This window comes from Streptomyces reniochalinae, from assembly GCF_003323735.1.
Taxonomy (GTDB): Bacteria; Actinomycetota; Actinomycetes; order Streptomycetales; family Streptomycetaceae; genus Streptomyces; species Streptomyces reniochalinae.
Map to the genome: position 1 here is coordinate 429,309 of NZ_QOIM01000042.1, position 12,581 is coordinate 441,889.

The 12,581-nt window shown below is 72.7% G+C and carries 10 protein-coding genes and 1 pseudogene; 3 read left to right on the forward strand and 8 right to left on the reverse strand.

Annotated features, from left to right (window positions below; translation table 11 throughout):
- Positions 1–7: 7 nt before the first annotated feature.
- Entirely contained in the window at positions 8–1,192 is a 1,185-nt protein-coding gene (locus DQ392_RS27280; RefSeq protein ID WP_114018360.1) for a PucR family transcriptional regulator, read from the reverse strand.
- 92 nt (positions 1,193–1,284) lie between these two features.
- On the opposite strand from DQ392_RS27280, the gene DQ392_RS27285 reads away from it, so the two are divergent.
- Positions 1,285–1,986 carry a pirin family protein gene (locus tag DQ392_RS27285; RefSeq protein ID WP_114018361.1) on the forward strand — a complete coding sequence of 234 codons (702 nt, stop codon included), beginning with the start codon at positions 1,285–1,287 and terminating at the stop codon, positions 1,984–1,986.
- Positions 1,987–2,023: 37 nt separating this feature from the next.
- Here DQ392_RS27285 and DQ392_RS27290 read toward each other — a convergent pair whose 3' ends face one another.
- Positions 2,024–2,839, reverse strand: coding sequence for a serine hydrolase domain-containing protein (locus tag DQ392_RS27290; protein ID WP_114018362.1), 816 nt, complete (start codon positions 2,837–2,839; stop codon positions 2,024–2,026).
- 90 nt (positions 2,840–2,929) lie between these two features.
- Here DQ392_RS27290 and DQ392_RS27295 point away from each other — a divergent pair.
- A pseudogene (locus DQ392_RS27295) lies at positions 2,930–3,379 on the forward strand (MerR family transcriptional regulator); the annotation flags it as partial.
- 230 nt (positions 3,380–3,609) lie between these two features.
- On the opposite strand, the gene DQ392_RS27300 reads toward DQ392_RS27295, so the two are convergent.
- From DQ392_RS27300 to DQ392_RS27325, 6 genes are all read right to left on the reverse strand, one after another.
- A complete protein-coding gene (locus DQ392_RS27300) occupies positions 3,610–4,797 on the reverse strand; it encodes an alpha/beta hydrolase (protein ID WP_114018364.1) in 1,188 nt (395 codons plus the stop codon).
- 201 nt (positions 4,798–4,998) lie between these two features.
- Complete coding sequence (locus DQ392_RS27305) at positions 4,999–5,730, reverse strand: response regulator transcription factor (protein WP_114018365.1); 732 nt, start codon at positions 5,728–5,730, stop codon at positions 4,999–5,001.
- The gene (locus DQ392_RS27310; protein WP_114018366.1) at positions 5,727–7,328 is read right to left on the reverse strand and encodes a histidine kinase; all 1,602 of its coding nucleotides are present in this window, start codon (positions 7,326–7,328) and stop codon (positions 5,727–5,729) included. The genes DQ392_RS27305 and DQ392_RS27310 overlap by 4 nt, the downstream gene beginning before the upstream one ends.
- Positions 7,325–8,212 (reverse strand): DUF4429 domain-containing protein, encoded by an 888-nt coding sequence (locus tag DQ392_RS27315; protein WP_114018367.1) that lies wholly within the window; start codon positions 8,210–8,212, stop codon positions 7,325–7,327. Before DQ392_RS27315 ends, DQ392_RS27310 begins: the two co-directional genes overlap by 4 nt.
- Before the next feature lie 134 nt (positions 8,213–8,346).
- Positions 8,347–9,606, reverse strand: a complete 1,260-nt coding sequence (locus tag DQ392_RS27320; RefSeq protein WP_114018368.1) for an alpha/beta hydrolase — start codon at positions 9,604–9,606, stop codon at positions 8,347–8,349.
- Positions 9,607–9,761: 155 nt separating this feature from the next.
- Positions 9,762–10,397: a TetR family transcriptional regulator gene (locus DQ392_RS27325; RefSeq protein ID WP_114018369.1), complete on the reverse strand. Its 636-nt coding sequence runs from the start codon at positions 10,395–10,397 to the stop codon at positions 9,762–9,764.
- 224 nt (positions 10,398–10,621) lie between these two features.
- On the opposite strand from DQ392_RS27325, the gene DQ392_RS27330 reads away from it, so the two are divergent.
- On the forward strand, positions 10,622–12,154 hold the full coding sequence (locus tag DQ392_RS27330; RefSeq protein ID WP_425470627.1) for an MFS transporter: 1,533 nt from the start codon (positions 10,622–10,624) through the stop codon (positions 12,152–12,154).
- Positions 12,155–12,581: the final 427 nt, after the last annotated feature.

The following is a 12,581-nucleotide window of genomic DNA, read 5'->3' on the forward strand; positions in this document are numbered from 1 at the left end:
CGCAAGCCTACGGCTGGCCGCCGGAGTCGGCGAGACGCCCCAGGATCAGCGCGATACGCAGCGTGAAGGCGGAACGCACATCAGACGGCGACCAGCCGGTGACGTCCGTCACACGTCGTAGCCGGTAGCGAACGGTGTTGGGGTGCACGAACAACATCCGCGCGGCACCCTCCAGACTACTCGCCTGCTCCAGATAGACGCTCAGCGTCTCCAGCAGCGCCGACCCCGCCTCCTCCAGCGGTCTGTAGATCTCCTCCACCAGCAGCTGCCGCGCCACCGGGTCACCGGCCATCCCGCGCTCCGGCAGCAGATCGTCGGCCAGCACGGGCCGGGGCGCGTCGGGCCAGGCCGCGCACGCTTTCAGCCCGGCCATCGCGGCCTGCGCCGACCGGGGCGCCGCCAGCAGGTCGCCCACCACGGGCCCGGCCACCACAGGCCCGGCCGCGAACGGGCCGATCAGCGACTTCGCGGCCTTGAGCGGATCGTCGCAGCCGCCCGCGATCACCACCAGGCGGCTGCCGAGCACCCCGGTGAGCACCTGGAGCTTGGCGTGCCGGGACGCCCGCCGGATCGCCTCCACGGTCAGCTCGTTGTCCCCGTCGGGCGCCGTTCCCAGCACGACGGCCACGTGCTCGGGCGAGTTCCAGCCCAGCGCCGCAGCCCGCGATACGGCGCCCTCGTCGGCCTCCCCGGAGAGCACCGCGTTGACCACCAGCGACTCCAGGCGCGCGTCCCAGGCGCCGCGCGCCTCCGCCGCCTGCGCGTACACCTGCGCCGTGGCGAAGGCGATCTCCCTGGCGTACACCAGCAGCGCCTCGCGCAGCACCGCCTCGTCGCCGGGCGCGGCCACCTCGTCGATGGCCGCCTCGACGACCTCGATCGTGGTGCGCACCATCTCCACGGTCTGCCGCAGCGTGATCGCCCGCGTCAGCTCTCGCGGCGCCGTTCCGAAGACGTCGGTGCTGATGGCCTGCGGGGTCTCCGGGTGACGGAACCACTCGGTGAAGGCCGCGATGCCCGCCTGCGCGACCAGGCCGATCCAGGAGCGGTTCTCCGGCGGCATCGCGCGGTACCAGGGCAACTGCTCGTCCATGCGCGCGATGGCGGCGGCGGCGAGCTTCCCGGAGGACTGCTCCAGCCTGCGCAGGGTCGCCAGATGCGGGTGCTGGGGTGGATCTGTGGCTTCGGGCACGGGACAAGCCTGCCTTACCGGGCGCGCCGCGCGGCTGCGGGGGGCGGACGGCAGCCGCACCTTCCCGCACCGCCGGGACTACGGTGGGGCGCATGGCACAGGTGGTGTGGCGGGCCGCTGACCGGTACCGCGGCGGCGAGGCGGACGCCGGGATCGAGACCCGGCACGCCTTCTCCTTCTCCGGGTTCTACGACCCCGGCAACGTCGGGTTCGGACTGCTGGTGGCCTGCAACGAGGAACGCCTCGCGCCGGGCGCGGGATTCGCCCGGCACCCGCACCGGGACATCGAGATCGTCACCTGGGTCCTCGAAGGCGAGCTCGAACACCGCGACTCGGCCGGGCACGACGCGGTGGTGCGGCCCGGGGACGTACAACGGCTCGGCGCGGGCAGCGGCGTACGCCACACCGAACGCAACGCCGGGAGCGGGCCGCTGAGGTTCGTGCAGATGTGGCTGGTGCCCGGCGCCTTCGGCACCGAACCCGAGTACGAGGTCGTGCGCGGCATCGCGGACAACACCCCCTTCGCGCTGCCCCGCACCGAAGCGGTGCTGCACGTGCGGCGGCTGGCCGACGGGGAGCGCACGGCGGTGCCGGACGCGGCCTTCGGCTACGTGCACGTGGCCCGCGGCCAGGCGGTGCTGGACGAGGGCGAAGCGACGCCGCACCAGGGCGACACGGTGCTGCACGAGGGGGACGCGGCGCGGCTGACCGAGCCGCGGGAGCGGGAGCTGCGCGCCCGCGGCGGAGCCGAACTGCTGCTGTGGGAGATGCACGCGGAGCCCAGCTACGGCTGAACTTCGCGCGGTGTTTCCGCGCGGCGGGGCGCAGACGCTAGCCGCGCAGTTCGGCGAGGACCGCGTCGGTGAAGGGCGTCCACGCCTCGACCGCCCACGGGCCGAAGGCCCGGTCGGTGAGCGCCACACAGGCGGCACCCGCCTCCGGGTCCACCCACAGGAACGTTCCGGACTGCCCGAAGTGCCCGAACGTGCGCGGCGAGGACGTCTCACCCGTCCAGTGCGGCGACTTGCCGGAACGGATCTCGAATCCCAGACCCCAGTCGTTCGGCTTCTGGTTGCCGTACCCGGGCAGCACACCGTTCAGGCCGGGGAAGACCACAAAGGTCGCCTCCCGCACCGTCGAGGGGTCCAGCAGCGTGGGGGACTGGAGTTCGGCGGCGAACCGCGTCAGGTCGGCGCAGGTGGAGACGGCGTCCTTGGCCGCCGACCCGTCCAGCTCGGTGGAGGCCATGCCCAGCGGCTCCAGGACCCCCTCCCGCAGGTACGCGGGGAAAGGGATCCCGGTGGCCTTGGCCACGTGCTCCGCCAGCGTCTCGAAACCCGCGTTGGAGTAGATCCGCCGGGTGCCGGGATCGGCCTGCGTGCGGTGCTCGTCGAAGGCGAGCCCCGAGGTGTGGGCCAGCAGGTGCCGCACGGTCGCCCCCTCGGGCCCCGCGGGCTCCTCCAGCTCGACGGCGCCCTCCTCCAGCGCCATCAGCACGGCGTACGCGGACAGCAGCTTGGTGACGGAGGCCAGAGCGAAACGCTGCGCGGCGGGCCCCCGGCTCCCGGCCACACTGCCGTCCGCCCGTACGACGGCCGCCGCCGCGCTCGGCACCGGCCAGGTCTCGATCATCCGCAGGCTCTCCATGCGCACGAGCCTAACGGCAGCACTCCGCGGCCGATTTTGGCCTCCCTTTGCTCTTGCTTGGAGTGCGCTCCAACTTCGTACCGTTCACTGGTGAGTGTGACCGAGACGCAGCGACGGACCAGCCAGGAAGCGGCACCGCCCGCGCAGTGTGCCGCCCGAAACGAGGGCCGCCCGCGGCCGGACGGAAGCGAGCGGTACACCATCAGCGAGGTCGCGGCGTTCACCGGGCTGAGCGCGCACACCCTGCGCTGGTACGAGCGGATCGGCCTGATGCCGCACGTCGACAGGTCCCACACGGGGCAGCGCCGCTTCTCCGCTCGGGACCTGGAGTGGCTGGACCTGGTCGGCAAACTGCGGCTGACCGGCATGACGGTCGCGGACATGGTGCGCTACGCGGAACTGGTGCGCCAGGGCGAGCGGACCGTCGCGGAACGCCAGTCCCTCCTGGAGGCCACGCGCGAGGGCGTACTGACCAGGATCGCGGAACTGCGCGACACCCTCGACGTGCTCGACTACAAGATCGGCCACTACTCCCGGAAGACCGGTGAACCGCCCGCGGCCCGCACGGGCCCGGCGCACACGTCCACCTGCCAGGCCCCGGGTGCGGGTCACGCCTCCACGGATGCGGGTCACGCCGCGAGCGCGGGTCACGGCTCCACGAGTCAGGTGTCGGCCGGCCGGACCACGGTGATCGGGTAGGACCGCAGCCCGAAGGACAGCCGGCCTGCGACGGGAGCCGGGGCGGGAGCCCGAGCCGGCGCGGTAAGGGCTCAGCCGGCGTCGGCGCACTCCCGCGAGGAGGGAGCGCAGCGCACCGACTCGTACGCCCCCACGGCGATGGCGGCGAAGTTGGCGCGCGAGTCGGTGCCGGGACGCAGGTAGCCGCTGTGCCCCTCGGCCCTGTCGGCGGTCACGACACGGGCGCCGAAAGCGGCGTCCGTGGGGTCGGCACCGTGCCCGAGCCCCAGGAACTCCACGTGGGGGACGCGCGCGATCCAGTCCCCCGGGGCGCGCGCGGCCCACACCGGCACACCGGTGTGGAGCGCGGCGACCGACCCCGCGCGCATCCCCGGCGACCCGAAGACGAGCAGACCCGTGGCGTCCTCGCCGTCCAGCCCGGGCGCGGCCCGCCCGCAGACCACGGAGCCGTAGCTGTGGCACAGCACGGCGGGTGTGGCCACCCCGGTACGGGTCAGGCCGTGCAGGAAGCGGGTCAGACGCGGTGCGCCCGCCTCGGCCAGCCGCCCGGTGGCCGCGTCCGTGCCGAGTCCGACCGGGGTCGTGTAGCCGACCCAGGCGATCACCGCGACGCGGGCGCGGGGTACGCGCCGCGCCATCCCCGCCCGAAGGGACTCGGCCATCCCGGCGGGCCTGCCGTAGCGGTTGGCGCCGTCGTCGTCGAAGGTGTGCAGGTCGGTGTCGGAACCCGGCACCACGACCGCTGTCCGCGCGGCGTGCACGAGGTCTCCGTAGACCTCGGCGATCTGCCCGCGCCCGCGCGGGTCGAAGGCGAGGATCTGCCGCCCCGGCGCGAGGAGTTCCCCGTACCGTTCGGCCCGCTCCCGCGCCCGGCCGTGATCCTCCCGCGTCCCCGAGGGGGCGTGCGCCAGCCTCCTGACCCGCGTCCGCTCCCTCTTGAGCGCCACCCGGTTCGCCTGGTACCGAAGATCTGGGGGGACGCCGTCCAGGTTCCCCACCGTCAACGGATGCCGCCGCACCAGCGTCCCGCGCTCCTCCTCGTCCAGCTCCGCGAAGAACGTGGCGACCCGTTCGGGTCCCGCTGTAGCGGGGTCGGGCAGCGTGCGCCCCAGCGAGTGGTCCGCGCGCCAGGCGGCGGCTCCTGGGGGTGGCCCGGTGACCGGAGTCTGCTCCGTACCGCTCGTGACGCCCGTCGTTCCGGCGAAGACCGCCGCCACCAGCGGGGCGGCGAGCAGAGCACGCTTGCGGCGGCGCTTCATGACGGGTCTCCCTCCTCGTGTCTCCCGCCCGTCTCGTCGGCGCGGGACTCGTCGGCGGGAGAGAGGAAGAGGGTGCGGGTCCGTACGTGCCCGGGGCGTCACGCCGGAGAGCCAACTCCCCGCGTGCTACGGGGGTAGGGGGGCGTACGGGGGTAGGGGGACACACGAGCCGCGCCCGGTGTCCGGTTCCGCCGGCCCGGGCTACTGCTCGCCAGGTGCCACGAGACCTGACTCGTACGCGAAGATGACCGCCTGGGCGCGGTCGCGCAGGGCGAGTTTGGCGAAGATGCGGCTCACGTGGGTTTTCACCGTCTGTTCGGCCAGGACGAGCGAGGCGGCGATCTCCTGGTTGGACTGTCCGCGCGCGAGCAGCCCCAGTACCTCGGTCTCCCGTTCGGTCAGGTCGTTGAGCCGGAGCTGTGGCGCCGAGGAGCGCCCCTTGCGGGTGACGGAGTGCGGCCGCTGCCGGGCGAACTCGGCGATCAGCCGCCGGGTCACCGACGGCGCCAGAAGAGCCTCCCCTTCGGCCACCACCCGTACGGCGGCGATCAGGTCGGCGGGCGGCGCGTCCTTGAGGAGGAAGCCGCTCGCGCCCAGCCGCAGCGCCTCGTAGACGTAGTCGTCCACGTCGAACGTGGTCAGCATCAAGACCTTGGGCCTGTGGACGACGCCAGGGGGAGGTTCGAGGAGCGCTCGCGCCGCCTCCAGGCCGTTCAGCCGCGGCATCCGCACGTCCATCAGGACCACGTCCGGGTGGACGGTGCGGCACACCTCGACGCCCGCTGTGCCGTCCGCCGCCTCGCCCACGACGTCGATGTCGCTCTGGGCGGCCAGCAGCGCGGCGAATCCCGCCCTGACCATGGCCTGGTCGTCGACGATGACCACCCGGGTCACCTTGTCCGTCGGGGAGCCTGGCGTGCCGGTGCCGTTCATGCCGGGGGAGTGTCCTTCGTGTGCGGGGCGGGTCGGGGCGCGGCGTGTTCCGGGGCGTCCTTCGCGCCCTCGTGCCGCTCGTCGCTGAGGACGCCGGACGGCTCCTTCGGCGTTCCGGCGGGCGGATGCAGCGGCAGCCGGGCCGCGACACGGAAACCGCCGTCCGGCAGCGGGCCGACCTCCAGTGCCCCGCCCACCAGGCGCACCCGTTCGCGCATGCCCACGAGGCCGTGCCCGGTGCCGGACGTCTCCAGCGGCGGCCCCTCGGGTGCGGGGGAGGGCCCGTTGACGACGAGGACGAAGAGCCAGGCCGCCCGCCCGCCGTTCTCGTCCTCCTGCTCGCCGTTCAGGTCGTCCCGCCCGCTGTTTTCGTCCTCCCTCGCGTCCTTCGCGTCCGGACGCCCGCCGTTCCTCTCCCTCGCGCCGTTCTTGTCCGCCCGTGCGCCGTTTCCGTCTCCCCCGCCGTTCCCTTCCCGTCCGCTCCTCTCGTGCTCCTGGACGGTCACCGAGATGCGGGTGGCGGCCCCGGGCGCGTGCCGCACGACGTTCGCGAGCGCCTCCTGGACGATGCGGTACGCCGACAGCGTGACGGTCTGCGCGGGGCCGGAGCCGCCACCGGGCGCACCGTCCTGGCCGTCGGCCAGGCCGAGGTGCAGTTCGGCGGGGACGCCTGCTCGTACGGTGGCCTCCACGAGCTGTTCCAGCCGTTCCAGGCCGGGCTGGGGCGCGCGCTCCGAGCGCGCGTCCTCGCTGCGCAGCACGCCCAGCAGGCGCCGCATCTCGGTCAGTGACTCGCGTGCGGCGGTGGCGATGGCCCCGAACTCCTCGTTCGCCTCCCGCGGCAGGCCCGCGATCCGGTAGGGGGCGCTGTCCGCCTGGACGGTGATGACCGACATGTGGTGGGCGACGACGTCGTGCAGTTCGCGCGCGATGCGGGTGCGTTCCTCCAGGAGCGTGCGCTGGGCGCGCTCGGTCTCGCTGATGGTCTCCTGTTCGGCGAGCCGGCGCTGGGCCTCTGCCCGCTCCCGCAGGGTGGCGCCGAGCAGCAGCATCGCGCCGCTGAGCACGATCAGCAGCACGTTCGAGCCCTCGCTGCGCTCCGGGGAGACGGCTCCGAGCGCGAGGGAGGTGACGACGGTGACCAGCCAGACGGCCAGCAGGGTGCGCCGGCTCTCCCGCAGCGCCAGTGCCAGGCACAGCAGCACGTAGCCCACGAGCACCATCGGCGTCCACGGCCAGGGACGGCCCGCGGTGTGGTCCGTGGCCATCAGCAGCAGTGCGCCGACGACGTCGGCGGTGAAGATGACCCACCAGGCGTGCAGCGGCCGGGTCACGGCGAGCAGCAGCGGCACCACCTGCGCCACCCCGAGCGCCCCGGCCCAGCTGCCGTGCAGCCCGTAGTCGGTGGACAGCAGCTGGGCGGTGGAGGGGAGCAGGACGGCGTTGAAGCCGAACGCCAGCGCGTAGGGCAGCGACCTGACCCACCGCGACGAGGCGTGGTGCAGCAGCGGCTCGCGGGAGGCCGCCGGGGTGGCCAGGGCGGAGCCCAGGCCGCGCAGCCCGTCGGCGAGAGGGGACGCGAGGTTGCGTCCGCTCACAGCTCCGCCAGGAGCTGAGCCTTCTTGGCCGTGAACTCCTCGTCGGTCAGCAGCCCCGCGTCGTGCAGCTCTCCGAGGTGCCGGATGCGTGTCGCCACGTCGGCGGGGTCGGAGCGCTGCCGTGTGACCGTCGGAGCGGCCGTGCAGACGCTCTCCGGGCCAGGAACGGGATCGGCGGCGCGTACCGCCTCCAGGACCGAGGCGGCGAAGGGCAGCGATTCGTAGACGGGCCCGTAGCCGAGTCCGAACACCACGGAGGCCGGGTCGTGGTCGGCGTCCACGAGGACCTCGGCGCCGCGCGCACGCAGCCGCAGGTGGCCGCCGGCGCCCTCGGGGGAGCGCCACTCGATGCCCTCCAGCTCTTCCACGGGGAAGAACTGGTCACCCGCCTTCCACTTGGCGGTGGAGGCGCCTGTCCAAAACCAGCGGAAGGCGACGACGCTGCCGTCGAACGAGGCTTTCCCGTCGTAGGCCTTGAAGCTCTGCGGCGCGGACGGTGCGGCGACCAGGTACCGCTCGGCCGGTTTGGCGGCCTCCTCGGGCAGCACGGCGCGCAGCTCGGTCGCGTAGTAGTCGGCCAGGGTCTCGCGCTCGGCGGGCAGCACCAGGCGGTAGGGGTCGCTGCCCTCCTTGAGCTGCCCGGCGGCGGCTTCCAGCAGAGGATCGGCCCCCTGCCGGGGCACGGCGCGCAGCACGACGGTGCCGCGCTTGCTGCCCGGGGACAGCTCGACGGCGCTCAGCGCCTCGTACGGAACACGCCGCTGTGACAGCACCTGGAAGAGCTTGGGCGTGCGAATCCCCCGTTCGAAGCGGATGAGCACGGAGTCCGCTGCGAACTCCCAGGTGGAGTGAATTCCAGCCAGTACATCACCCATGTGGGTCATCGTATGCGGCGGTCGCCCGCGCGTCCCCCTTCTGCTGGTCTCGGCCGTACTCCGCGCCCCGTCGCGGCGGTGACACATCCCGGGGCGGCGCCGGGTCAGCCCGCTCGGACGGGGCCGCCGCACCCGGGGACACCTCAGTGCGGCTCAGGCACGAAGGAGCACTCCGGGTCGGACGGGGCGCACGTCACCTCCCCGTACGAGCCGGTGCCGACCGCGGCGAGATTGTGCAGGCTGCGCGTGTGCGGCACGAAGTACCCGGTGTGGCCGACGGCGCCCGCGGCCGACAGGTGGCGCGCGCCGAAACCGTCCGCGACCGGGTCGGCGCCGTGCCCCAGGCCGCCCACGTCCATGTGCGGCACGTCCGCGATCCAGTCGTCGCGATCCCGCATCGCCCACACGTGCGCGCCGGTGCCGAGTTCCGAGGCGCTGTCCGCGCGCATGCCGGGGCTGCCCGCCACGGCGATGTCCGTGACGCTGTGCGGCAGCCGACCGGCGGCCAGACCGCAGACCACGGAGCCGTAGCTGTGGCAGAAGAGCGAGACCTTCGGGGCGGCCTCGTCCGAGGCGACGGGCAGGGTTCGCACCAGACGGTTGAGCCGTACGGCACCGCCTTGGGCCAGCTCGCCGGACGCCGCGTCGACGCCGAGCCCGACGGGCGCGGTGTAGTCGGCCCACGCGATGGTCGCGGTGCGTACCCCGGGTGCCTCGGCCCGCTGCTGGTTCTGTAGCGCGCGGGCCATCCCCGCGGGCGCAGAGTACGCGCGCGCGGACTTCTCGAAGGTGAGCAGATCGGTGTCGACCCCGGGGACGACGACGGACACCCGCTGGGCGTGCTCCAGGTCCCCGAAGACCTCGGCGGCACGACCGCGTCCCGTCGGGTCGAAGGCGAGGATCTGCCGCCCGTCGGCCAGCATCGAGCTGAAGCGGTGCATCCGCCGTCCCGCGTCCTGGCGGCCCTCGTCGGTCAGCCGCTCGTCCGTCATCCGCTTGACCTCGACGGCGCGTGCCTGCCTGAGCGCGGTGTGGTTGGCCCGGTAACGCAGCTTCACGGGGGCGCCCGCGAGGTTGCCGACGACCAGCGGATAGCGCTCGGCGAGCGTGCGCCGCTGCGCCGCGTCGAGGCGCGCGAAATAGCGGGAGACACGGCCGGCGGAGGCGTCGGGGTCGGGCAGCGGACGCCCGGCGAAGCTGCCCTTCTCCCAGGCGAGCAGGGCCGCCGCGCGGGGCCCCGCGTCCGCGTGGTGCTTGCGCACCGCGGTCCAGCCGGTCGTCGCCAGCAGCACCAGGACGACGGCCAGGGCGAGCAGCGCGCGCCAGGCGGTGGAGCCCGGGGCTCCCGACGGGGGGAGGCCTGATCCGGACAGCGGGTTGCCTAGAGCGGAGAAGTAAGTCACTGGGGCGACACCTTAGGAGATGCGCGATGTCGGTCCCGGCACGGACGAGGCCCGCGTGAGTCATCTCACGTTTCCTACAAGGCATTCGGGTCAGTGCGGCGCTTCCGTACGGGGAAGTGTTCACCCTGTGCGACCAGGGCCCTGGTCCGGGAGGTTTACCGGTGGTGTTCCCGGCCCCAGTCGCCTGTCAGTGCGGGGCCCAGTTGCGCCACGTAGTCGCGGGTCACCTCGCGGGCGGTCTCCAGCGAGGTGCCCTCCCGCATGCCCCACTGCCGTGCCGCGGTGCGCATCACTGCGGAGAACGCCGCCACCAGGACGCGCGGACGCGGATCCGCCTCGGCGTCCACGCCGGTGCGCCGGGCGATCTCCTGCACGAGCTTCTCCTCCATCAGCAGCGAGTGCCGCAGGTGTGCGGCCAGCAGCGAGGGGGTGGTCTCGATGACCTGACACATCTTCAGGTGCAGGTCGAGCGGGACGATCTCCTCGACGGAGCGGCCGACCTCGTCCCAGACGTCATTGAGGGTGCGGCGCAGGCACTCCAGGGGCGGTGTGCCGGGCGGTTCCGCGCACACCGCTCCGTAGAAGCACGCCTCGACCATGTCCTGCACGAACAGTGCCACTTCTTCCTTGTTCGTGAAGTAGCGGAAGAAGGTGCGCTGGGAGACGTCGACGGCCTCCGCGATCTGGTCCACGGTGGTGGTGTCGTACCCCTGCGTGACGAACAGTTCGTGGGCCGCCACGACCAGAGCGTCCCTTGTGCGCTGTTTCTTCCGTTCACGCAGACCCGTCAATGTCGCTTCCTTCCCGTACCGGACTTCCTCTCCCGTGCCGGACGCCGACGGTCCGCTCACGATACGTGAGCGCTGACTGACATTTACCGGCGAATAATTCCGTTTGTCAATTGTCAGCGGCTGTCATTACCCTCGCGCTCATGAGCACCCAGACCAGCACCGTCGCGCCCGACGCGCCGGACCCAGCCGGCCTCGAAGGCGGAGGAGGGGGCACCCGGAAGGGGATGCGCGGGCACCCGTGGCTGACCCTCGTCACCGTCGCCTTCGGCGTCACCATGGTCGCCCTCGACGGGACCATCGTCGCCATCGCCAACCCCGCCATCCAAAAGGACCTCGGCGCCTCGCTCTCCGACGTCCAGTGGATCACCAACGGATACCTGCTCGCACTCGCTGTCGCGCTGATCACCGCCGGCAAGCTCGGTGACCGCTTCGGCCACCGCCAGACCTTCCTCGTCGGTGTCGTCGGCTTCGCCGCCGCCTCCGCCGCCATCGGGGTCTCGGGCAGCGTCGCGCTCGTGGTCACCTTCCGTGTGCTGCAAGGCATATTCGGGGCGCTGCTGATGCCCGCGGCCCTCGGACTGCTGCGTGCCTCCTTCCCCGCCGAGCGGCTGAACGCGGCCATCGGCATCTGGGGCGCGGTCATCGGTGCCTCCACCGCCGCCGGACCCATCGTCGGCGGTCTGCTGGTCGAGCACGTCAACTGGGAATCCGTCTTCTTCATCAACGTCCCCGTCGGCGCCCTCGCCCTCGTGATGGGCCTCGTGCTGCTGCTCGACCGGCGCTCCGAGAACGCCCCGCGCTCCTTCGACCTGCTGGGCGTCGTGCTGCTCTCGGTGGCGATGTTCTGCCTCGTGTGGGCCATCATCAAGGCCCCCGAATGGCAGTGGGGCGACGCCAGAACGATCGGCTTCCTGGCCGTCTCCGTGCTGGCCTTCGCCGCCTTCGGCTTCTGGGAGACCCGGGCCAAGGAACCGCTTTTGCCCATGAGCATGTTCCGCTCGATCCCGCTGACCGCCGGCACGGTCCTGATGGTGCTCATGGCCTTCGGCTTCATGGGCGGCCTCTTCTTCGTCACCTTCTACCTGCAGAACGTCAACGGCCTCTCCCCGGTGGACAGCGGGCTGCGGCTGCTGCCGCTGACGGCCATGATGATCGTCGCCTCGCCGCTGGCCGGAACGGTCATCACCAAGGTGGGTCCGCGCATCCCGCTGGTCGCCGCCATGGTGCTCACGGCCGTCGCCATGTTCGGCCTCTCCTCGCTCAACGCCGACAGCGGCATGGGCATCACCGCCGTGTGGTTCGCGCTCCTGGGACTGGGGCTCGCCCCCGTCATGGTCGGCGCCACCGAGGTGATCGTCGGGAACGCGCCGCTACAGCACGCGGGCGTCGCCGGCGGCCTCCAGCAGGCCGCCATGCAGGTCGGCGGCAGCCTGGGCACGGCCGTGCTCGGCGCCGTGATGGCCTCCCGCGTCGGCAGCGAACTGCCGCAGAAGTGGGCTGAGGCCAAGCTGCCGCCGCTGCCCGAGCAGAAGGAGGAAGCGCTCAAGAAGGCCGCCGAGGTGGGCATGGCCCCGCCCGCGCCCAAGGGCACCCCGGCGCAGGTGGCCGACGCGATCGAGCGCGTGGTGCACGACTCGTTCATCTCCGGAATGGGCCTGGCGTTCGTCTGTGCCGGCATCGTCGCGGTGCTCGCCGCGGGCGTCGCCGTCTTCACCAGCCGGGGCACGAACGACGCGGGCCCCTCGGTCCACATCTGACGCGGGCCGACGGCGATTCGAGGGGGATCGACGGGGCTCCGCCCGGCGATGGGCCCGGCGTGGTGACGCGCGTCCGACCGTGAGCACTCACGTCGCGCGTCCGACGTGAGGCACATACGCCGCGCGTCCGGCGTGAGGCACATACCTCGCGGTGGCGCTGACGTCGCGGTGCGCACACTGGTCAGAACGGCCCGGTGACGCCGGGACGGTGGATAACTCGGGAGTTGTGGATAACTCCGCCACCTGTCCTGGTGAACCGGGCCGTTTGCTCTTGGCGCGCTCTTCCCGGCACGGAGATGCTGGTCAGGCGCCGGGCGATCGAGTGCCCGGCCCTGAGCGGGGGAGTGATCAGCATGCGAGGCATGCGCAGTACGCGAGGCGTGAGTGACGCGCGAGGCGTGAGTGACGCGCGAGCCCTGGGTGGGGC